Source organism: Leisingera sp. ABD4_442, assembly GCF_056160905.1.
In genome coordinates, this window is sequence record NZ_JBSWYB010000001.1 from 193,580 (window position 1) to 213,571 (window position 19,992).

Below are 19,992 nucleotides of genomic sequence, written 5' to 3' on the forward strand. Positions count from 1 at the left end.
TGCTGACATATCAGCGGGCTGGTTTCTGTCGTTTTCATTTCCCTGACAAGTTGCTAAGCCCGCGCTGCGCGCAAAGGGTAGTGCTGGCCGTATCGGGCTGGGCACGGAAAAGGAGCCGGGCATGGGAACCAAGGACAGAGTGATCAAGCTGCAGAATACGAAGACCCGCAAGAAAGAGGTCTTTGAGCCGATCGACGCCAGCAACGTGCGGATGTATGTCTGCGGTCCTACTGTTTATGACCGTGCGCATCTGGGCAACGCACGCCCGGTTGTGGTGTTCGACGTGCTGTTCCGGTTGCTGCGCGAAGTTTATGGTGCAGATAAAGTGACTTATGCCCGAAACTTCACCGACGTCGACGATAAGATCAACGCCCGCGCCGCAGAAAGCGGACGTCCGATCGGCGATATCACTGCGGAAACAACGCAGTGGTTCCTGGATGATATGGGCGAACTCGGCGCGCTGCAGCCCAACCATATGCCGCGCGCGACCCAGTACATCCCGCAGATGGTGGCGATGATCGAAGACCTGATCAGCAAAGGCCACGCCTATGCCGCCGAAGGCCATGTGCTGTTTGCTGTCGACAGCTGGAAAGAGCTTTATGGCAAGCTGTCGGGCCGTTCGGTGGACGACATGATTGCCGGCGCCCGGGTTGAGGTTGCGCCTTACAAGAAGAACCCGATGGATTTCGTGCTGTGGAAGCCATCCAGCGATGATCTGCCGGGCTGGGACAGCCCCTGGGGCCGCGGGCGGCCAGGCTGGCATATCGAATGCTCGGCAATGTCCTATGAGCTGCTGGGTGAGACCTTTGACATTCACGGCGGCGGCAACGACCTGATGTTCCCGCATCATGAGAATGAAATTGCGCAAAGCTGCTGCGCCAATGGCGATGATAGCTTTGCACGCTACTGGTTACACAACGAGATGCTGCAGGTCGAAGGCAAAAAAATGTCCAAGTCCCTGGGCAACTTCTTTACCGTCCGCGACCTGCTCGACCAGGGGTATCCGGGTGAGGTGATCCGGCTGGTGTTCCTGCAGACCCATTACCGCAAGCCGATGGACTGGACCGACAAGAAAGCCAAGGAAGCCGAGGCAACGCTGCGCAAGTGGCGGGCGCTGACCGCGGGCATCGAGCCCGCGTCCAGCGCTGCTGCCGCGGTCCTGGATGCGCTGGCGGATGACCTCAATTCTGCGGGCGCCATTGCTGAGCTGCACAAGCTGGCCGCGGCTGGCGATGCCGACGGTCTTCTGGCCTCGGCCCGGATGCTGGGACTGCTGACGGAGGAGATGGGTGCCTGGGCTTCTGCTCCTGCTGTCGACTTGTCTGCTTACGAAGAGAAACTGTTTAAAGCGCGGCAGAAGGCTATGGAAAGCAAGGACTTTTCGGAAGTTGATCAGCTGAAGGCCGCGTTGGTAGAGGCAGGGTTGGAAGTGCGCATGAGTAAGGACGGTGTGGAATTGGTGCCGGGTGCCGGGTTTGATCCGGCCAAGCTGGAGGCGCTTTGATGGCCAGGGAACGCCTCTATCTCTACGACACCACACTGCGGGACGGGCAGCAGACCCAGGGGGTGCAGTTCTCCACCGCCGAGAAGAAGCAAATAGCGACGGCTCTGGACGCCTTGGGCATCGACTATATCGAGGGCGGCTGGCCGGGCGCCAACCCCACCGACAGCGCGTTTTTCGGGGAGGTGCCGGATACCCGCGCCACTATGACCGCCTTTGGCATGACCAAGAGGGCAGGCCGGTCGGCAGAGAACGATGATGTGCTGGCGGCGGTGATGAACGCGGGCACTCCGGCGGTTTGCCTGGTCGGTAAGAGCCATGATTACCACGTGACCCATGCCTTGGGGATCACGCTGGAGGAAAACCTGGACAATATCCGCGCATCGGTTGCGCATATCGCGGCACAGGGGCGTGAGGCGTTGTTTGATGCCGAGCATTTCTTTGACGGCTACAAAGACAATCCGGAGTACGCGCTGGCGGCCTGCCGTACGGCGCTGGAGGCCGGGGCACGCTGGGTGGTGCTGTGCGATACCAATGGCGGCGCGCTGCCGGCAGAGGTTCACCGGATCGTCAGTGAGGTGGTTGCAGCAGGAATTCCGGGTGAGAAGCTGGGCATACACACCCATAATGACACGGAAAATGCCGTGGCTTGCTCCTTGGCGGCGGTGGATGCCGGGGCGCGGCAGATCCAAGGAACCTTGAACGGTCTGGGGGAGCGCTGCGGCAATGCCAACCTGACTGCGCTGATCCCGACGCTGCTGCTGAAGGAACCCTATGCCAGCCAATTCGGCACCGGGGTGAGCCTGGACGCGCTGGCGGGGCTGACCCGGACCAGCCGGATGCTGGACGATATCCTGAACCGGGTTCCGGTGCGGCAGGCGGCCTATGTGGGGGCCTCGGCCTTTGCCCATAAGGCCGGGCTGCACGCCAGCGCAATCCTGAAGGATCCCACCACATATGAACACATCGAACCGGGCAAGGTTGGCAATGCCCGGGTGATCCCGATGTCGAACCAGGCCGGGCAGTCGAACCTGCGCAAGCGCCTGACCGATGCCGGCCTGAGCGTTGAAAACGGCAACCCGGCGCTGGCGCGGATTCTGGAGCGGATCAAGGAGCGCGAAGCCGAGGGGTATTCCTATGACACCGCGCAGGCGTCGTTTGAGCTGCTGGCGCGCAAGGAACTGAGGCAGCTGCCGGACTTTTTTGAAGTCAAGCGCTACAAAGTCACCGTGGAGCGGCGGAAGAACAAGTATAACCGCATGGTCAGCCTGTCCGAGGCGGTGGTCGTGGTGAAGGTTGATGGCGAGAAACGCCTGTCGGTCAGCGAGTCGTTGGATGAGACCGGCAGCGACCGCGGCCCGGTGAACGCGCTGGCACGGGCGTTGAGCAAGGACCTGGGGCGCTATTCCGCGCAGCTTGAGGACATGCGGCTGGTGGACTTTAAGGTGCGGATCACCCAGGGCGGCACCGAGGCTGTTACCCGGGTCATCATCGACAGCGAAGACAGCCAGGGCCACCGCTGGTCCACCGTCGGTGTCAGTGCAAACATAATCGACGCCTCATTTGAGGCGCTGCTGGACGCAATCCGTTGGAAGTTAATCCACGACGGGCAGGCGGATGCAGTTTGACGCCGATCTGACCGCCTGCGCGGAGCTGGTTCAAAAAGCCGACCCTGACCGGTTCCTCGCCACCATGGCGGCGCCGGTCCAGGCCCGTCCGTTGCTGTTCTCGCTATACGCCTTCAATATCGAGCTGGCTCGGGCGCCCTGGGCCAGCCAGGAAAGCATGATTGCCGAGATGCGCGTCCAGTGGTGGCGCGACGTGGGCGCAGAGATTGCGGAGGGTAAACTGGTCCGCCGCCACTATGTGGCGACACCCTTGGCGCGGCTGCTGAAGCCGGAACTGGCGGCTTGCATCGACGGCATGGCCGAGGCGCGGCGTTGGGACATTTACAAGGATCCGTTTGAGGATGAGGCGGAGTTCGACAGCTACATTGACCGCACCAGCGGATCGCTGATGTGGATGGCGGCAGCATCCTTGGGGGGGGCGGATGAAGCTGTGGTCAGGGACTTCGGCTATGGCATGGGTGTTGCCAGCTGGCTGCGGGCAATTCCTGAGCTGGAAGCGCAGAAGCGGATCCCGCTGCTGGACGGCACCGTTGAAGGTGTGCAAGCTTTGGCGCGTAGGGGATTGGAAAGGCTGATTAAAGCGCGCGGCCATAGGGGTGCGGTCGCGAAATCTGCCGGGGCGGCTCTGCTGGCTGGATGGCAGGCAGAAGCGGTTTTAAGACAGGCGATCCGGGAGCCGGAGCGGGTTGCGCAGGGCGCACTTGGCCTAAGCGAATTCCGGCGCCGGGCAGGGTTGATCCGGCGCACGGTCTCCGGGCGCTGGTAAGAGGTCACGGTAAAGCCGCCTGTTTGGGCGCCTTTATTCTTCTGTCCTGACCTCTCAAGCCTCCTTGGGACGCATCACCAGCCACATCAGCGCGCCGCCCGCCAGCACCAGGAAGGGCGCCATGGCCATATTGACCGCATTCCAGCCGTCCACCGGATTGCCGCCGGAGCAGTTCATCAACCCGCCGGAGGCTAGCGACGCCATGGTGACACCGCCAAAGACCAGCAGGTCGTTCAAACCCTGCATCCGGCCTTTCTCTTGGCTGTCATGGGCGCCGGCCAGCATGGTGGTGGCGCCGATAAACCCGAAGTTCCAGCCAAGGCCAAGCAGCACAAGCGCGATGAAGAAGTTTTCCAGTTCAACGCCTTGCAGCGCAACGGCGCCGGCGCCAGCAAGTATGATCAAACCCGCAGCGACAATCTTCTCCACGCCGAAGCGGGTAATCAGGTGTCCGGTGAAGAAGGACGGCACATACATCGCCAGAACGTGGAACATCACCACATCGGAGGCATTGCCCTGTGTGAAACCGCATCCCACAACAGCCAGCGGGGTCGAGGTCATGACAAGATTCATCAACGCATAGGAAACCATTGCACAGATGACAGATACGGCAATAACCGGCGTTTTCAGCAGCTCAAGGCGGCTGCGGCCCCTAGGGCTGTCTTGGCTGGGCGCTGGTGGTTTGGGAATATCCAGAAGCAGGAACAGCGCCGCGCCGAACACATTGACGGCAATCACCGTCAGATAGGTGCCAAGAAACGGAATAACAAAGGCTTGGCTGGTCAGCTTAACCAGTTGCGGGCCGATCAGCGCGGCTGCCAGTCCACCCGCCATCACATAGGAAATCGCCTTGGGGCGGAACGCCTCTGAGGCGGTGTCGGCTGCTGCGAAACGGTAGAACCCATGTGCGCTCATGTAGACGCCGGTGAGCAGGCTGCCGAACAGAAAGATCGGGAAGGAGCCCAGATACAGACCGTAAGCGCCAATCAGGCCGCCCATGGCGCCAAAGGCAGCACCGGTGAAGAAACCGGCACGGCGGCCCCAGCGCTGCATGATCGCTGAGATCGGCGTGGCCGCCAGCATCGAACCGCCCACGATCAGCGAGATCGGCAGCGTCGCAAAGCACGGGTTGGACGCCAGCGACTGACCCGCGAGCCCGCCAACGATAAAGATCATCGGCATCTGTGCGCCGAGGATCGCCTGGGCCAGCACCAGGATGGCAACGTTTTTCTTGGCGACCGCGTCGCTGGGGGTGGTCATGGTCATGCTCATATGGGATGCGTAGCGGTGAACCGCGGGCGGGGCAAGGCGCTTGCCGCGCTGGAGGGCCGCCCATTTGCCGCGGTCAAAGGGGGTGACGTGGCGTCAGAACAGAAACTGTTCCTGCCTGGAGTTGGCCGGATCATTCAGTGTAGCGACTGCGTCTCCGAAGGCGCGGACTGGCTGGCGGCGCAGGACCGCCGGTTTGCCGAAGCGCTGGAACAGACTGGTCCGCTGCCGCTGAGGCGCAAGCCCGAAGGCTTTGCCGAGCTGCTGAGTGCAATTGTCAGCCAGCAGGTGAGCGTGGCCTCTGCCAGTGCCATCTGGAAGCGGATGAAAGAGGCCAAGCTGACCGGGCCGCGTAAGATCCGATGGGCGAGCGACGAAGAATTACGCGCAGCGGGCCTTAGCCGTCAGAAGATCCGCTATGCCCGGGCTTTGGCGGAGGCGCGTATTGATTTCAAGGCGTTGCGCACTGCGCCTGATGCAGAGGTGATTGCTGCGCTGGTGCAGGTGCCGGGGATTGGCGTCTGGACCGCTGAAATTTACGCGATGTTTTCGCTGGGCCGCGCTGACGTGTTTGCCCATGGCGATCTGGCCTTGCAGGAGGCTGCACGCGTGCTGTTCGATCTGCCTGCGCGCCCTAAGGAGCGGGAGATGCGGCAAATTGCGGAAGCCTGGTCGCCTTGGCGGTCGGTTGCGGCGCGCATTCTCTGGGCCTATTACCGGGTGGCGAAGGACAGGGAAGGAATCCGATGACTCGTGTACTGAATGCCGGCCGCAAAGAGCCGCTCTCCGGTGATACCCGCTCTGTTGTGGTGTTCCTGCATGGCTATGGCGCCAATGGTGCGGACCTGTTGGGGCTGGCCGATCCGCTGGGCGAACATCTGCCGGATACGCTGTTTGTTGCGCCCGACGCGCCAGAGGCCTGTGCCGGGGCACCGTTCGGCTTCCAGTGGTTCCCCATTCCCTGGATCGACGGATCGTCGGAAGAGGAAAGCATGCGCGGGATGCAGGCCGCGGTTGAAGACCTGAACGCTTTTCTGGATGCGCTGATGGTAGATGAGGACGTGCTGCCGGAACAGGTGGTTTTGTTCGGCTTCAGCCAGGGCACAATGATGAGCCTTCATGTGGCACCGCGGCGCGAAGATGCGGTTGCCGGGATCGTTGCCTTCTCCGGCCGTCTGCTGGCACCGGAGCTGCTGAAGGATGAGGCGGTGTCCAAGATGCCGGTTCTGCTGGTGCATGGCGATCAGGATGACGTGGTGCCGGTGCAATCGCTGCCCGAGGCTGCTGAGGCGCTGCAGGAGGCCGGTTTCCAGGATGTGTTTGCACACATTCAGAAAGGCACGGCCCATGGCATCGCGCCGGATGGGTTGAGCGTGGCATTGGCCTTTATGCGGGATAAGTTAAGTCTGTAACAGGTTGAAAAATTTAGGTTTTGGAGCGTCTTTGCGGATCAGTAGGACCACAGGTGCGGCTCCGCAATCTCAATTGAATTTCCTGCCGGGTCCCGGAAGTAAACGGACCGGGGCCCATGCGGCCAATCAAACTCCGCCTCAATTTCAACTCCTGCTGCCTGCAGCCTGTCGCGCATTTTCAGCAGGTCGTTGCGAGACATGGCAAAGCAGACGTGCCCCGGTCCCCTGGTCCCATGCGGAGGGACCGGCAGTCGGGGGTTGCCTGGAGGCTTAACTGTTTCTGCCGCATTGAACAGCAGTAGAACGGACTTGCCGCAGCGGAAGAATACATGGCGGTTGCCGGCACGTTGGACCTGCTCCAGCCCGAGGATGCCGCCGTAAAACTCTTCAGCCGCATCCAGATCATCCACATAGAGCGCGGTTTCGAGGATGGCTTGCGGTGCAGGGGCTTGGGGCAGCATAGCCCGCAGGCTATCAGCGGCGGCGGGGCCTGTCACCTTTTGCCGGGCGCGCGGATGCGGCCTTGGGCCTGCGCGGCGGTTTTTGCGAGGGTTTGGGCGGGCCGGGTACGCGGGGCGGCTCCAGTTCCTTCCAGGCGCCCTGCGCCAGCCCGTCCAGCGTCCAGGCGCCAATGCTGTAGCGGATCAGCCGCAGTGTCGGATGCCCGACAGCCGCAGTCATGCGCCGCACCTGGCGGTTGCGCCCCTCGCGGATGGTGAGCGCGATCCAGCTGTCCGGAACCGTCTTGCGCACCCGGACAGGCGGCGTGCGCGCCCAGAGCCCGGGCGGTTCTTGGATCCTCCGGGCCTGCGCGGGCCGGGTCATCCCGTCTTTTAATTCAACACCTTCGCGGAGCAGGTTCAGAGCTTCGTCACTGGGGACCCCCTCAACCTGCACCCAGTAGGTCTTCTCAAGCTTGTGCTTGGGATCGGTAATCCAGGATTGCAGCCTGCCGTTGTCTGTCAGCAGCATCAGCCCTTCGCTGTCCCGGTCAAGCCGTCCGGCGGCATAAACGCCGGGGCAGTCGATATACTGGCTGAGCGTTGCGCGCGGGCTGTCCTGACTGCCCCGGTCAGTGAACTGAGGCAGAACATCATAGGGTTTGTTGAAACGGATCAGGCGGGTCATGAAATGGCAATAGGCGCGCAGCCGCGGCAGGGCAAGAGGAACGGATCCAGCCGCACTGGGGTTAACTGTCACGGGCATGTCATGGAATCGCGGCAGCGTACTCCCGACATATTGTAGGTTGTCAGGGCTTGTCAGGCGCTAACCACGATATATAGTCAATGGTAGGCTGGGGCGGGTTCCCCGCTCTGGTTCCGGAAATCGGAAGATCAGGGCGAGGAAGACGTTCAAAAATGGATGGCGATTTCAGAGCAGAGTTTGTCAGATCTCCGGGGGCGCTGAAACAGCACCCCGCGCTGGTGCTGAATGCGGACTACCGGCCACTGTCTTACTACCCATTGTCCTTGTGGTCCTGGCAGGATGCGGTGAAGGCTGCCTGGCTGGACCGGGTGGCGATCGTGGCCGAGTATGACGAGGTGGTGCACAGTCCGAGCACTGAGATCCGAATACCGTCTGTGGTGGTTCTGAAAGATTATGTAAAACCTCAAAAGCGCGTGGCCTTCACGCGCTTTAATTTGTTTCTGCGGGATGAATTCCGCTGCCAGTATTGCGGCAGCAAGGGTGAGCTGACCTTTGACCACGTTGTGCCGCGCGCCGCAGGCGGGGTGACCAGCTGGGAGAATGTGGTCGCGGCCTGCAGCCCCTGCAATCTCAAGAAAGGGTCCAAGTCACTGCACCGGGCCGGCATGTCGCTGCGCAAACCGCCGCGGCGGCCAGGGGCAGAAGAGCTGCGCAATACAGGCCGCAAGTTCCCGCCGAACCATCTTCACGAGAGTTGGATGGATTTTCTGTATTGGGATACCGAACTGGACGCCTGAAAACGCCAACACTGGGGCGCGAAGGGTTTCGGCCTTTCCACCTGCAAAGGGCGTACTGCTGAGAGAGCAGCAGTTCCGATCCCCAGGAATGCCGCGTGCAAGCCCCGTTAAACTGATGCAGGTGAAAAGGCCGAAGATGCAGGCGGCCTCGTTTAGGGCGTGCCGCCTTGCATTCTGCTTAAGTGACTTCAGCTTTTGGCGCGCTGAAGCATTCCGAACAGATCACGCGGATCATCCGGGTCTGCCAGCATGTCCAGGTCGATGAAATAATCGGTGCCCTTGATGCGGTCGCGGATGTAGCGCAGTGCCGAGAAATCCTCGATCGCAAAGCCAACGCTGTCAAACAGGGTGATCTGGCGGTCGCCAGTGCGGCCCTGTTTCTGGCCCGTGATGACTTCCCACAGCTCAGTCACGGCAAAATCCTCCGGCATCTGTTGGATTTCGCCCTCGATCCGGGTTTGCGGCGGGTATTCGACAAACACGTCTGAGCGGCTGAGAATGCCTGCCGCCAATTCGGTCTTGCCGGGACAGTCGCCGCCGATGGCGTTGATATGCACCCCGCTGCCGACCATGTTGTCCGTTAGGATAGTGGCATATTGTTTGTCCGCGGTGCAGGTGGTAAGAATCTGAGCGCCTTCAATGGCTTCTTCCGGTGTCTTGCAGCTGACCACCTCAATTCCCAGGCCTTGCAGATTGCGCGCGCATTTCTCGGTGGCTGCAGAATCCTTGTCATACAGGCGGACGGATTTAAGGCCGATGATTGCCTTCATCGCCAGGGTTTGGAATTCAGACTGGGCACCGTTGCCGATCATCGCCATGGTGGTTGCGCCTTTGGGTGCCAGATACTTGGCTGCCATTGCTGAGGTCGCCGCAGTACGCAGGGCGGTCAGCATGGTCATTTCGGTCAGCAGTACCGGATAACCGGTATAGACGTCCGCGAGCAGGCCAAAGGCGGTGACAGTCTGCAGCCCCTCGGAGGTGTTCTTAGGGTGGCCGTTCACATATTTGAACCCGTAAGCCTCCCCATCCGAGGTCGGCATCAGTTCGATCACGCCGACTTCGGAGTGGCTGGCTACGCGCGGGGTCTTGTCGAACAGCTCCCAGCGCTTGAAGTCCTCTTCGACATAGTCCGCCAAGTCGCGCAGCATCTGCTCGATGCCAACGTGATGAATGAGGCGCATCATGTTATCGACGCTGACAAAAGGCACCAGTGCCTTGTCCGAAGGCTGTGTCATGCGGATTTCCTTTCACGGGGGCTGAGGTGGATGCCTGCCAGCATGCAGCGCACCGACCCGCCTGCGGTTTCGATGGTTGGAATGGTCAGGGGCAGCGGCTCGGCGCTCTGCTCAATGGCCGATATCTGGTCTGACCGCAGCGCCCGCAGCGCTTTGGCAGAGAGAGCCAAAATGCGGCTGCGGCCAGTCAGTTCCAGGGCATTGCCGGCAAAGCTGGCGATTTGCTCTGGCGTCAGGTCAATGACGCGGCGGCCGGTTTCCTCCAGCCGTGCCGCAACTTCGGCACGGCGGGCGCGATCTACGATCATATCCAGGCAAATCAGCGCGTAGTCGGTGCCGATGCCCATCAGAACATTGGTGTGGTAAACGTCCCGGCCCGCATCATCTTTGGCTTCGAACACCATGGGTTCAAAGTTGAAATGGGTGCAGAAGCGTTCCAGCAGCACCGGGTCGGCACGATTGGATTTAACCGTGTAAGCAATGCGCCCGATATGGTCGAGCACCATTGCGCCGGTGCCTTCCAGCGACAAACCGTCCTGTTCCAGACCGGAATAGTCGATCACATCCTGCACGCGGTAGTCGTGCTTCAGAAGTTCGATCACATCCCAGCGCCGTTCCTTGCGCCGGTTTTCGGCAAACATCGGGTAGACCGCAACGTGGCCGCCAGCATGGGTGGAGAACCAGTTGTTGGGAAACACGCTGTCCGGTGTATCGGTGGTGGTGTCGTCGAATACATGCACCTTAACGCCGGCGTTTCGCAGGGCTTCCACCGCACCGTCAAACTCCGCCAGTGCTTGGGCAGAGGTTGCTTGAGCCGAGGTATTTGCGAGCGTTTGAAAGGCGTTATCACCCTTTGTTTCCGGGTTGGAGCAAAAGTGGTGGGGCCGGATCATCACCACTGCTGAGGGGGCTTGCAGGCTGCTCACTGGTAGCTCCGTGTCGGGCGGTCAAAGACGCGGCGTCCAAGTGCTGAGGCGCAAAGGTCGACCATCAGGTGCGCGGTGCGGCCGCGCTCGTCCAGAAACGGGTTCAGCTCAACGAGGTCCAGCGAGGTCATGAGGCCGGAATCATGCAGGATTTCGCAGACCAGATGCGCCTCCCGCACGGTTGCGCCGCCGGGCACGGTGGTGCCGACGGCAGGAGCCACGGAGGGGTCCAGGAAGTCGACGTCCAGCGAGACATGCAGCATGCCGTTGGCCTGGGCCACTTGCTCCAGGAAGCGGTTCAGCGGTCCGGCGATGCCGTTTTCGTCAATATGGCGCATGTCGTGGGTGAGGATGCTGCTGCCTTCCAGCGCCAGCCGCTCCTGGGTGTCGACAGAGCGCAGGCCGATCATGCAGACATTTTCCTGCGGTACCGGGTTGGCAACTTCAGGAAAGCCCTCGAAACCATTGCGGCCAGTGAAATATCCAACCGGAGTACCGTGCAAGTTTCCGCTGTCTGTCGTTGCTAGCGTGTGAAAGTCGGTATGCGCGTCGAGCCACAGGACAAACAGCGGCCGGCCGGATTTGGCCGCATGGTTGGCGGCACCGGCGACGGATCCCAGCGACAGCGAATGATCGCCGCCAAGGAAGATTGGCATGCCGCACACCAGCGCATCCTCGGCCGCCTGCGCCAGGCGAGAGGTCCAGCCGATGGTTTCGTTGCGGGCAAAGATCAGCCCGTCATTTGTGTCCGCAGCGTGGCTGTCCGGGGCCAGATTGCCGAGATCTTCGACGGTGTGGCCGAGGCTTCGCAATGCGTCTGCGATACCGGCAGTGCGGTAGGCATCGGGCCCCATCAGGCAGCCGGCTCTGCGTTTGCCGCTATCTACCGGGGCGCCAATCAGGATGCAGTGTTGTGCGGTCACTGTTTTGATCTCCCAAATTCTCAGGTTTAGTACTAGAAACTTCCGAAACGTGATGGATTCCAGCAATCAATTTGCTCATAATGGGGTGCAATTGATCATTGTGGGGCAGGGTATGGACAAAACGGATGAGCGGCTGGTGTCAGCGCTTCGGCACAATGCACGGGCGTCGCTGTCGGACCTTGCGTTGGAGTTGAACCTGTCGCGCACGACGGTGAGAGCGCGGATAGAACGGCTGCAGGCGCGGGGTGATATTCTAGGTTTCACCGTTGTGCTGAAGGAGGACGTGCTGCGCGATCCGGTGCGCGGGCTGATGATGATCGGGATCGAAGGGCGCGGCACCAGCCGGATCACCCGGCAATTGCAGGGGTTGCCGGAGGTGCGGGCGATCCACACCACCAACGGGCGCTGGGACCTGATTGTCGAATTGGGTACCGAGACGCTGGAAACTCTGGATGCGGCCTTGGCCAAGATCCGGACGTTCGAAGGTGTGGTGAGCAGCGAAACCAATCTGCTGCTGGCAACCAAGAAGGACACCTGACACGGTTCAGGTTTCTCAATGCGGCCAGTGTCTTGACGGACGCATTGAAGCTTGCTGGAAGGTTAAGGCTGTTTGCGGATGTGATTGGCCGCAGCGATCCACAGCAGCGCAAGGCCAAAGGACGCGATGGCGTTCCAGCTGGCCATGGAAAGCGACAGCATCTCCCACGGAACCTCGTCACAGCGCACCAGCGGCGCGGCCATGATCTGCTCCATCAGCTGGTCCGGCGACAGCCCGCCAATCGGTCCGGAGGTGCAGGTGGAGGGGCCTTCCCACCAGCCGCGCTCCACCCCGGTGTGATAGGCGCCGGCTGCGGCGGTCGCCAGTGCAGCCAGTGCGCCCAGATACGGCAGCAGCGCGCCAGGGATGATCAGCGCAAGGACGCCGATGCCAGCCGCAGCGGCATGGGGATAGCGTTGCCAATAGCAGAGTTTGCAGGGGGCCATTTCGCCAATGTACTGGAACCCCAGCGCCCCCAGCAAAAGCGCAGCGGACCCGGCGGCGGCCAATACGATCAGAAGCCTGTGCATGATCAGATGAACCTCACCATCAGGAAGCCGCCGAACAGGATCACCATAAAGACGGTGAACACCAGTCCCAGGCGGCGTTCAATGAAATCGCGGACCGGGGCGCCGAATTGCCACAAAAGGCCCGCCACGATGAAAAAACGCAATGCCCGTGCAAGGATAGAGGTGGCAATGAAAGTGCCAAGCGGCATTCCGGTCCAGCCCGACATGATAGTAATCACCTTGTAGGGGAATGGTGTGATGCCCGCACCCAGCACCGCCCAGAACCCGAAATCGTTAAAGCGGGTGTTGAACTCCGTCATGGCGCCGCCCTTGCCCATGGCCTCCAGTACCGGCTGCCCGATGCCTTCATAGAAGAAGGCGCCGATGGCATATCCCAGAACACCGCCGGCCACTGAAGCGATCAGTGCCACAAGTGCGATCAGCCATGCACGCGATGGACGGGCCAGGATCATCGGGATCATCAGCACGTCTGGCGGAATCGGAAAGACAGAGCTTTCAACAAAGGCCACAACCGCCAGGCACCACAGCGCCTTAGGGTGATCGGCGAGCGCCATTGTCCGGTCGTATAGCGGTTTCAGCATGCGGCGCCCTGTGTCCTCAACGGGTTTTGCCAAGGGAGGTGGCATGTGCATAGCGCCTCGTCAACCGTTGAGGCCTGTGAATCTGCCACAGCTGCTTTTTTCGGAAGCCAAAGCCCGTTTTGCCTCTGGACCTTGGCCGCGAGCTTGGCTAGGAACAGGGCGCGGCCCAAGTGGCGGAATGGTAGACGCAGGGGATTCAAAATCCCCCGCTGGTGACAGCGTGCCGGTTCGAGTCCGGCCTTGGGTACCAATAAAAACAAAGGCCTGCAGCGTGTTTTTGCTGTGGGCCTTTGTTTTTTCTTTCACCAGCTGCCGCTACCGCCGGGCTTGGCCCGGCAGACTTTGCAAAGACGCAAGATTAACGGCTGTCTTTCAGTCCGTAATCGGCAAAGGCCGCTATCACCTCGGCCATTTCGCCCTGGCTCAGGATATGCGGATTGCCTATCGTTAGGCTTGCCACGTAACTCTTTGCCAGGGTTTCCAATTCCCCCATTCGCCAAAGCGCCCGCTGCAAGCTTTCGCCGGTGGCAACCGCACCGTGGTTTGCCATCAGGCAAGCACTGCGGTTCTGCAAAGCCTGAGTGATGTTGTCCGAAAGCTGCTTGCTGCCAAACAGCGCGTAATCAGCGACCGGGACGTCGCTGCCGCCAAAGGCTGCCACCATGTAGTGGCACGCGGGAATAACCCGGCGGTTCATGGCCAATGCGCTGCAATAGACAGGATGGGCATGGATCACCGCATTCACGCCCGGCTTGGACTGCAGAATGGCCAGGTGAAACGGCCACTCAGTCGAGGGCTTCAGCTGTCCGTCTGGTGCCGGGCTTCCGTCCAAAGGCAGGCAAACCAGGTCTTCGGGCGCCATATTCCCGTAGGGGACACCGGACGGCGTGATCAGCATGTTGCCGCCTGCGCGCACGGAAATGTTTCCAGACGTGCCCTGGTTGATGCCGGTTGCATTCATTTCCAGGCAGGCGCTGATCACAGCCTGCCGTACCTCAAGGCAGTCCTGGTACGGAGGTTTCACGCAATGCTCTCCCGCAATCAGGCTGATTGTACTGCGGCCATTTCCGGAAACAGGCTGGCAAGCCCGTCTTCGGAAGCTTCGCAGATGCCGCGTTCCGTGATCAGCCCTGTAACCAACCGGTTCGGGGTCACGTCAAAAGCCGGGTTTCCGCCCGGGGTTCCATCGGGTGTCACCTGAACCACACCGATTTCCCCGGCGCCGGTCTTCCCCTGAACATGAGTGATCTCGCGGTCGCTGCGCTCTTCAATCGGGATCTCGGCAACGCCGTCGGAGACTGTCCAGTCGATGGTCGGCGAGGGCAGGGCAACATAGAAGGGCACGCCGTTGTCCTTGGCTGCCAGCGCCTTCAAGTAGGTGCCGATCTTGTTGCAGACATCGCCGCGGCGGGTGGTGCGGTCTGTGCCGGTAATCACCAGATCCACCTGGCCGTGCTGCATCAGATGGCCGCCGGCATTGTCAGTAATATAGCTGTGGCTTATCCCATGGCTTCCAAGCTCCCAGGATGTCAGCGCGCCCTGATTGCGCGGGCGGGTTTCATCGACCCAAACATGGATAGGTATGCCGGCATCATGTGCCTGATACATCGGGCTGGTGGCCGTGCCCCAATCAACCGTTGCGATCCAGCCGGCGTTGCAATGGGTCAGCAGCCGGACCGGTTCTCCGGTGGGCTTTGTTGCGGCAATTTCTTTAATCAGTTCAAGCCCATGCGCACCTATGCTGCGGTTGATGCCGACGTCTTCGTCCGCGATCTCATGGGCCAGTGCCAATGCGGCGGCTGCCCGGTCCTCCGCCTTGAGAGGGCGCAAATGGCTGCGGCAGCGGTCCAGCGCCCAGCGCAGGTTGATCGCTGTCGGCCGGGTCGCGTTGAGGAAGCTCCAGGCGTTATCCATTGCCGAATCTGATGGGTCCAGCCGCATTGCCAGCGCCATGCCGTATGCGGCCGTCGCTCCGATCAGCGGCGCACCGCGCACCCGCATTTCGACAATCGCATCGGCAAATTCCTGCAGTGTGTTCACTTGCTGAATGCGAAAGTCATGCGGCAGCCAGCGCTGGTCGATGATTTGCAGCGCGTCTTTGTCGTGATCCCACCACAGAGAGCGGTAATGCGTACCATTCACTTTCATCGGAAAACCCCTTCGTGTTGCGGCGCAGCCTCTGAGGCCAATAGTCCGGAAGATTGGCCTCTGGTTTCTCTGAAATGCGGCCAGCGCGCAAGGTTTCGTTGCGTCCGGCGGCGGATTTCCAGGATTATTCCCGGCGGAATGGCCAGCGCCCGGCGTGTGCAGCTTGCAGATGTGCGCTGGCGCGGTATTCAATAGGGTAACTTTATGGTTACCGGCCGGTTTTCCGGGAAATCCTGCCGTGTGGAATTCTTCTGATAAATTGAAAGGCTCAAGGATGATGTGTTTCTGGAACAAGGGCCTGGCCGGCGGGGCCGGACTGGCGGTAGCGGCGGCCCTAAGCCTGGCAGGCGCCGCTCCTGTATTTGCGCAGCAACAGGGGGCAGCCCCAAAGGTGTCCGTCTCTGAGGCGGTGATCAAGCCGGTCAAAGACACCGCGACATTCATCGGCCGCGGCGAGGCGATCGACAAGGCTGACATTATGGCGCGGGTCAGCGGCTACCTGGAGGAAGTACTGGTCAAGGACGGCGCCGAAGTCGAAAAGGGCGATGTCCTGTTCCGGATTGAACGCAGCGCTTACGAGGCCGTGCTGGAAAGCCGCCGGGCGGAACTGGCGCAGGCTGAGGCCAGCTTGGAACTGGCATCGCTGGACCTGGCACGCAAACAGGAACTGTTTGAGCGCGGATCCGTGCCGGAAGCAGACCGGGATACCGCGCGCGCCAATGAACTGGTGGCTGAGGCGCAGGTGAGGGCCGCGGCGGCCGCAATCCGGCAGGCGGAACTGGACCTCAGCTATACCGAGGTCCACGCACCGTTTTCGGGCCGCGTCGGGCGGGTGCAGGTCAGTACCGGCGATGTGGTCAGCCCCAGCGGATCGCCTTTGGTCAACATCGTGCGCGAAGCTCCTGTCTATGTGTCGTTCTCGCTGAACGAAAAGCAGTTTGTCGAAATACTTCAGGAATTGGAGGCAGAGGGCATCGACCGCTCCAACACTGAAACTGCGCCAGAGGTCTTTGTTGTGCTGCCCAATGGGGCTGAGCTGGAAGAAAAGGGAAAGATTGCCTTTGCCGGCAACCGCGTTGATCCCGCCACCGGCGCTGTAACGGTGCGGGCAGAGTTTCAGAACGGCGATGGCCTGATCCTGGATGGCGCCTTTCTGACTGTGGGCCTTCAATCGCAGGAGGCTGTCGACCGCATCATCATCAGCCAGGCAGCAATCCAGCGTGATCAGCAGGGGCCGTTTGTGCTGGTGGTGGATGCGCAGAACCAGGTGCAGCAGCGCTATATCGTCACCGGTGATGTTCAGGGAACCGGCATCATCGTTCTGGACGGGCTGACCAAGGGGGAAACCGTTGTGGTCGAAGGGCTGCAGAAAATCCGCCCCGGCGTCGAGGTCGACCCGGTGATGGCCGCGCAGGCTGGAGAATAAGCGATGTTTTCCTCCACTTTCATATCCAGGCCGAAATTCGCGATCGTCATCTCCTTGGTGCTGACGGTCATGGGGGTGATCGGTTACTTTGCACTGCCAGTTGCGCAGTTTCCAGAGATCACGCCGCCGGTGGTCAATGTCACCGCAAGCTACCCCGGTGCCAATGCTGAGACGGTTGAAAAAAGCGTCGCTGCACCGATTGAGGCGCAGGTCAACGGGGTGGACGGGATGCTCTATATGTCCTCCACCTCCGCTGACAACGGCAGCTACTCGCTGGCGGTGACGTTTGAGGTCGGGACCGACCCCGATATCGCTTCAGTCAACGTGCAGAACCGTGTCGCACAAGCGGTCGCTGCTCTGCCTGCTGAAGTCACGGCAAATGGCGTCGTCACCCAGAAAAGCTCCTCCAACATGCTGCTGGTTGCGGCGCTGACGTCCCCTAAGAGGTCATATGACAGCGTGTTTCTGTCGAATTATGCCGCGATCAACATCAAGGATGCGCTGGCGCGTGTGAACGGGGTCGGCAAGGCGGATATCCTGACCAACTTCGAATATGCCATGCGGGTCTGGCTGGACCCGAACAAGATGGCTGGTTTGGGGATTTCACCTGGCGACGTGATCAACGCCGTGCGCGAGCAGAACATCGAGGTGTCCGCAGGGCAGGTGGGCGCGCCGCCGGTTCCTGGCGACCAGGTGTTTCAATACACGATCAAATCCAAGGGTCGCCTGACCGAGGTCAGCGAGTTCGAGGACATCGTGATCCGTACAGGCGATGGCGGCAGCACGGTACGCCTGAGGGATATTGCCAAAGTGGAACTGGGGGCCTCCAACTACAGCTCCTCCGGCTACTATGACGGCGTGCCGGCGACTATTCTGGCAGTCTATCAGGCGCCGGGTGCCAATGCGCTAGCGGTGTCCGAAAATGTCCTGGCAGAACTGGACCGGCTGTCGCTGGATTTCCCCGACGACGTTTCCTATTCGGTGCCTTTCAACACGACTGATTTTGTCGAGCAGTCGCTGAATGATGTGATCTCCACCCTGATGATGACCTTTGTTCTGGTGATCTCCGTGGTTTTCATTTTCCTGGGCTCCTTCCGTGCCACTATCATTCCAGCAGTGGCCATTCCCGTCTCGCTGATCGGCACCTTCGCATTCTTGCTGGCGTTGGGGATGTCCCTTAACACCATTTCTCTTTTTGCGCTGGTGCTGGCGATCGGGATTGTGGTCGATGATGCCATCGTGGTCGTGGAGAACGTCGAGCGTATCATCGCAGAGGAGGGGCTGCCCCCGGCGGAGGCTACGCGCAAGGCGATGGGCCAGATCACCGGACCGGTTATTGCCACGACCCTGGTGCTGCTGGCAGTGTTTGTGCCGGTCACCTTTATGCCGGGCATAACCGGCAGGCTGTATTCGCAATTTGCCGTGACAATTTCGGTCGCAGTGGTGATTTCCTCGGTCAACGCTTTGACGCTGTCGCCTGCCTTGTGCGCAATCGTGCTGAAAGCCCGTTCCGGCCCGCCCAAGGGGCTGCTGGCGATGTTCGAGAACATGATCGGCGGTGTGCGCAGCGGCTATCTCAGCATCGTTACCAGGCTGCTGCGGCTTCCAGTCATTGGCCTTGCGATCATCGCGGCCGTGGCCTTTGGCACCGGAACGGTCTTCAACTCCACCTCCAAGGGCTTCCTGCCAGCTGAGGACAACGGATACCTGTTTGTCGATGTTCAGCTGCCGGACGCAGCGGCGCTGGGGCGGACAGAGGCCGTGACGCGCAGGATTGATGAGCAGATCCGCCAGATTCCGGGCGTGCAGGGCACCGTACTGGTCAACGGGTTCAGCCTGCTGAACGGAGCCAGCGCCAATGGTGCGATGATCATTGCCAACCTGGCCCCTTGGGATCAGCGGCAGGAGGAGGCATTGCAGCCAAATGCGATCCTGGGTCAGATCTATGGCATCGCCAATGGCGAGGCTGCGGCCAGCATCGTTGCCTTCAACCCGCCGCCGATTTCCGGTCTGGGCATGTCCGCAGGTGTGGAGATGGCGGTGCAGCAGACCGCAGGCGGCACCCCGCAGGATCTGGCGCAGTCGGTGGGGTCTTTGGTTTACTCCGCCAATCAGCGGCCTGAGATCGCCCAGTCCTACACCACCTTCCGCGCCAATGTGCCCCAGGTCTTCGTCGATCTGAACCGGGAAAAGGCCAAGACGCTGAACGTGCCGATTGCCGAGGTGTTCCAGACCATGCAGGCGCATCTGGGGTCTTATTATGTCAACGACTTCAACCTGTTCGGCCGCGTTTACAAGGTGATGCTGCAGGCGGAGGGCTCCTACCGGGACAAGATCGAGGATATCGGCGGTCTTTATGTGCGGGCCCAGTCAGGTGAGATGGTGCCGCTGTCGACCCTGATCGACGTCGAGAACGTGCTGGGGCCGGTGCTGCTGAAGCGGCACAACATCTTCCGTTCGGCTACCGTCACTGCAGTTCCAGGGGCAGGCCTGTCTACGGGCGATGCAATCCGCGTGATGCAGGAAGAGGCCGCGACAGCGCTGCCGCCGGGCTATGCCTTTGAGTGGACCGGCACCGCGCAGCAGCAGCTGGATTCGGCTGGTCTGGTGACCGTGATCCTGGCGATGGCGGTGCTGTTTGGCTATCTGTTCCTGGTGGCGCAGTATGAGAGCTGGACAATGCCGGTTGCCATTCTTTTGTCGGTGATCGTGGCGCTGTTCGGGGCGGTGGCTGCTGTTGCCATAGCCGGAAATGACATCAATCTTTACACCCAGATCGGGATGATCATGCTGATCGGCCTGGCGTCCAAGAATGCCATTCTGATTGTGGAATTCGCCATGGAACAGCGGGCCGCCGGCCTTAGCATTCGCGAAGCTGCGCAAGAGGCCGCGAAACAGCGCTTCCGTGCGGTGATGATGACCGCCTTGTCCTTCCTGCTTGGTGTGGTGCCCCTGCTGATCGCATCGGGCGCCGGCGCGGCCAGCCAGCGCGCAATCGGGATCGCGGTCTTTGGCGGCATGCTTGCAGCCACCGTGCTGGGCGTCATTGTCGTGCCGGTTCTATATGCGATGATGCAAGGCCTGCGGGAACGGGTCAAAGGCGCGCCCGCAGCCAGTCCGGCAGAATAACGTCAATCGCTCCGCCAGGTGAAATACTGGCGGAGCA

General features: G+C 61.0%; 19 protein-coding genes and 1 tRNA gene. 10 read left to right on the plus strand and 10 right to left on the minus strand.

Annotated features, from left to right (window positions below; all coding sequences use genetic code 11):
- Positions 1–121: 121 nt before the first annotated feature.
- The 3 genes from cysS to ACXAHG_RS00930 are packed head-to-tail and all read left to right on the plus strand — an operon-like array spanning position 122 to position 3,895.
- A complete protein-coding gene (gene cysS, locus ACXAHG_RS00920) occupies positions 122–1,504 on the plus strand; it encodes a cysteine--tRNA ligase (RefSeq protein ID WP_475055454.1) in 1,383 nt (460 codons plus the stop codon).
- Entirely contained in the window at positions 1,504–3,129 is a 1,626-nt protein-coding gene (gene cimA / locus ACXAHG_RS00925; RefSeq protein ID WP_475055455.1) for a citramalate synthase, read from the plus strand. The genes cysS and cimA overlap by 1 nt, the downstream gene beginning before the upstream one ends.
- Entirely contained in the window at positions 3,119–3,895 is a 777-nt protein-coding gene (locus tag ACXAHG_RS00930; RefSeq protein WP_475055457.1) for a squalene/phytoene synthase family protein, read from the plus strand. Before cimA ends, ACXAHG_RS00930 begins: the two co-directional genes overlap by 11 nt.
- A gap of 54 nt (positions 3,896–3,949) precedes the next feature.
- Here ACXAHG_RS00930 and ACXAHG_RS00935 read toward each other — a convergent pair whose 3' ends face one another.
- Positions 3,950–5,167, minus strand: coding sequence for an MFS transporter (locus ACXAHG_RS00935; protein WP_475055458.1), 1,218 nt, complete (start codon positions 5,165–5,167; stop codon positions 3,950–3,952).
- Here ACXAHG_RS00935 and ACXAHG_RS00940 point away from each other — a divergent pair, their 5' ends adjacent.
- The gene (locus tag ACXAHG_RS00940) at positions 5,168–5,914 is read left to right on the plus strand and encodes a DNA-3-methyladenine glycosylase family protein (protein ID WP_475055459.1); all 747 of its coding nucleotides are present in this window, start codon (positions 5,168–5,170) and stop codon (positions 5,912–5,914) included.
- Positions 5,911–6,576 carry an alpha/beta hydrolase gene (locus ACXAHG_RS00945; protein ID WP_039145954.1) on the plus strand — a complete coding sequence of 222 codons (666 nt, stop codon included), beginning with the start codon at positions 5,911–5,913 and terminating at the stop codon, positions 6,574–6,576. Before ACXAHG_RS00940 ends, ACXAHG_RS00945 begins: the two co-directional genes overlap by 4 nt.
- A gap of 38 nt (positions 6,577–6,614) precedes the next feature.
- On the opposite strand, the gene ACXAHG_RS00950 is transcribed toward ACXAHG_RS00945, so the two are convergent.
- Together ACXAHG_RS00950 and ACXAHG_RS00955 are read right to left on the minus strand one after the other, a co-directional pair.
- Positions 6,615–7,037, minus strand: a complete 423-nt coding sequence (locus ACXAHG_RS00950) for a VOC family protein (protein ID WP_475055460.1) — start codon at positions 7,035–7,037, stop codon at positions 6,615–6,617.
- 13 nt (positions 7,038–7,050) lie between these two features.
- Positions 7,051–7,704: a pseudouridine synthase gene (locus ACXAHG_RS00955; RefSeq protein ID WP_475055462.1), complete on the minus strand. Its 654-nt coding sequence runs from the start codon at positions 7,702–7,704 to the stop codon at positions 7,051–7,053.
- 230 nt (positions 7,705–7,934) lie between these two features.
- On the opposite strand from ACXAHG_RS00955, the gene ACXAHG_RS00960 reads away from it, so the two are divergent.
- Entirely contained in the window at positions 7,935–8,519 is a 585-nt protein-coding gene (locus tag ACXAHG_RS00960; protein ID WP_039123724.1) for an HNH endonuclease, read from the plus strand.
- Between the two features lie 188 nt (positions 8,520–8,707).
- Here ACXAHG_RS00960 and ACXAHG_RS00965 read toward each other — a convergent pair whose 3' ends face one another.
- From ACXAHG_RS00965 to rocF, 3 genes are read right to left on the minus strand one after another with little or no spacing between them, the layout of a single operon-like run.
- Positions 8,708–9,754 (minus strand): ornithine cyclodeaminase, encoded by a 1,047-nt coding sequence (locus tag ACXAHG_RS00965; protein ID WP_475043246.1) that lies wholly within the window; start codon positions 9,752–9,754, stop codon positions 8,708–8,710.
- On the minus strand, positions 9,751–10,680 hold the full coding sequence (gene ctlX, locus ACXAHG_RS00970) for a citrulline utilization hydrolase CtlX (protein WP_475055463.1): 930 nt from the start codon (positions 10,678–10,680) through the stop codon (positions 9,751–9,753). Before ctlX ends, ACXAHG_RS00965 begins: the two co-directional genes overlap by 4 nt.
- The gene (rocF, locus tag ACXAHG_RS00975; RefSeq protein ID WP_475055464.1) at positions 10,677–11,603 is read right to left on the minus strand and encodes an arginase; all 927 of its coding nucleotides are present in this window, start codon (positions 11,601–11,603) and stop codon (positions 10,677–10,679) included. Before rocF ends, ctlX begins: the two co-directional genes overlap by 4 nt.
- 112 nt (positions 11,604–11,715) lie before the next feature.
- Here rocF and ACXAHG_RS00980 point away from each other — a divergent pair, with 112 nt between their 5' ends.
- On the plus strand, positions 11,716–12,141 hold the full coding sequence (locus ACXAHG_RS00980; protein ID WP_065267363.1) for an Lrp/AsnC family transcriptional regulator: 426 nt from the start codon (positions 11,716–11,718) through the stop codon (positions 12,139–12,141).
- Between the two features lie 62 nt (positions 12,142–12,203).
- Here the strand turns inward: ACXAHG_RS00980 and ACXAHG_RS00985 are convergent, their stop codons facing one another.
- Complete coding sequence (locus ACXAHG_RS00985; RefSeq protein ID WP_475043240.1) at positions 12,204–12,671, minus strand: disulfide bond formation protein B; 468 nt, start codon at positions 12,669–12,671, stop codon at positions 12,204–12,206.
- Between the two features lie 2 nt (positions 12,672–12,673).
- Entirely contained in the window at positions 12,674–13,252 is a 579-nt protein-coding gene (locus tag ACXAHG_RS00990; RefSeq protein ID WP_475043238.1) for a YqaA family protein, read from the minus strand.
- 164 nt (positions 13,253–13,416) lie between these two features.
- Between ACXAHG_RS00990 and ACXAHG_RS00995 the strand changes: the two genes are divergently transcribed.
- Positions 13,417–13,502: transfer RNA gene (locus ACXAHG_RS00995), tRNA-Leu, on the plus strand.
- A gap of 108 nt (positions 13,503–13,610) precedes the next feature.
- On the opposite strand, the gene ACXAHG_RS01000 is transcribed toward ACXAHG_RS00995, so the two are convergent.
- Entirely contained in the window at positions 13,611–14,276 is a 666-nt protein-coding gene (locus tag ACXAHG_RS01000) for a class II aldolase/adducin family protein (protein ID WP_475055466.1), read from the minus strand.
- A gap of 17 nt (positions 14,277–14,293) precedes the next feature.
- Positions 14,294–15,400: an S-methyl-5-thioribose-1-phosphate isomerase gene (gene mtnA / locus ACXAHG_RS01005; protein WP_475055467.1), complete on the minus strand. Its 1,107-nt coding sequence runs from the start codon at positions 15,398–15,400 to the stop codon at positions 14,294–14,296.
- Between the two features lie 274 nt (positions 15,401–15,674).
- Here mtnA and ACXAHG_RS01010 point away from each other — a divergent pair, with 274 nt between their 5' ends.
- Together ACXAHG_RS01010 and ACXAHG_RS01015 are read left to right on the plus strand one after the other, a co-directional pair.
- Positions 15,675–16,826: an efflux RND transporter periplasmic adaptor subunit gene (locus ACXAHG_RS01010; protein WP_475043233.1), complete on the plus strand. Its 1,152-nt coding sequence runs from the start codon at positions 15,675–15,677 to the stop codon at positions 16,824–16,826.
- A 3-nt stretch (positions 16,827–16,829) separates the two neighbouring features.
- Positions 16,830–19,955: an efflux RND transporter permease subunit gene (locus ACXAHG_RS01015; RefSeq protein WP_475055468.1), complete on the plus strand. Its 3,126-nt coding sequence runs from the start codon at positions 16,830–16,832 to the stop codon at positions 19,953–19,955.
- Positions 19,956–19,992: the final 37 nt, after the last annotated feature.

Bases quoted from the DNA above. Each gene is read 5' to 3' on its own strand.
- cysS (WP_475055454.1), top strand. From the start codon at position 122: ATGGGAACCAAGGACAGAGTGATCAAGCTGCAGAATACGAAGACCCGC.
- cimA (WP_475055455.1), top strand. From the start codon at position 1,504: ATGGCCAGGGAACGCCTCTATCTCTACGACACCACACTGCGGGACGGG.
- ACXAHG_RS00930 (WP_475055457.1), top strand. From the start codon at position 3,119: ATGCAGTTTGACGCCGATCTGACCGCCTGCGCGGAGCTGGTTCAAAAA.
- ACXAHG_RS00935 (WP_475055458.1), bottom strand. From the start codon at position 5,167: ATGAGCATGACCATGACCACCCCCAGCGACGCGGTCGCCAAGAAAAAC.
- ACXAHG_RS00940 (WP_475055459.1), top strand. From the start codon at position 5,168: ATGGGATGCGTAGCGGTGAACCGCGGGCGGGGCAAGGCGCTTGCCGCG.
- ACXAHG_RS00945 (WP_039145954.1), top strand. From the start codon at position 5,911: ATGACTCGTGTACTGAATGCCGGCCGCAAAGAGCCGCTCTCCGGTGAT.
- ACXAHG_RS00950 (WP_475055460.1), bottom strand. From the start codon at position 7,037: ATGCTGCCCCAAGCCCCTGCACCGCAAGCCATCCTCGAAACCGCGCTC.
- ACXAHG_RS00955 (WP_475055462.1), bottom strand. From the start codon at position 7,704: ATGACCCGCCTGATCCGTTTCAACAAACCCTATGATGTTCTGCCTCAG.
- ACXAHG_RS00960 (WP_039123724.1), top strand. From the start codon at position 7,935: ATGGATGGCGATTTCAGAGCAGAGTTTGTCAGATCTCCGGGGGCGCTG.
- ACXAHG_RS00965 (WP_475043246.1), bottom strand. From the start codon at position 9,754: ATGACACAGCCTTCGGACAAGGCACTGGTGCCTTTTGTCAGCGTCGAT.
- ACXAHG_RS00980 (WP_065267363.1), top strand. From the start codon at position 11,716: ATGGACAAAACGGATGAGCGGCTGGTGTCAGCGCTTCGGCACAATGCA.
- ACXAHG_RS00985 (WP_475043240.1), bottom strand. From the start codon at position 12,671: ATGCACAGGCTTCTGATCGTATTGGCCGCCGCCGGGTCCGCTGCGCTT.
- ACXAHG_RS00990 (WP_475043238.1), bottom strand. From the start codon at position 13,252: ATGCTGAAACCGCTATACGACCGGACAATGGCGCTCGCCGATCACCCT.
- mtnA (WP_475055467.1), bottom strand. From the start codon at position 15,400: ATGAAAGTGAATGGTACGCATTACCGCTCTCTGTGGTGGGATCACGAC.
- ACXAHG_RS01010 (WP_475043233.1), top strand. From the start codon at position 15,675: ATGATGTGTTTCTGGAACAAGGGCCTGGCCGGCGGGGCCGGACTGGCG.
- ACXAHG_RS01015 (WP_475055468.1), top strand. From the start codon at position 16,830: ATGTTTTCCTCCACTTTCATATCCAGGCCGAAATTCGCGATCGTCATC.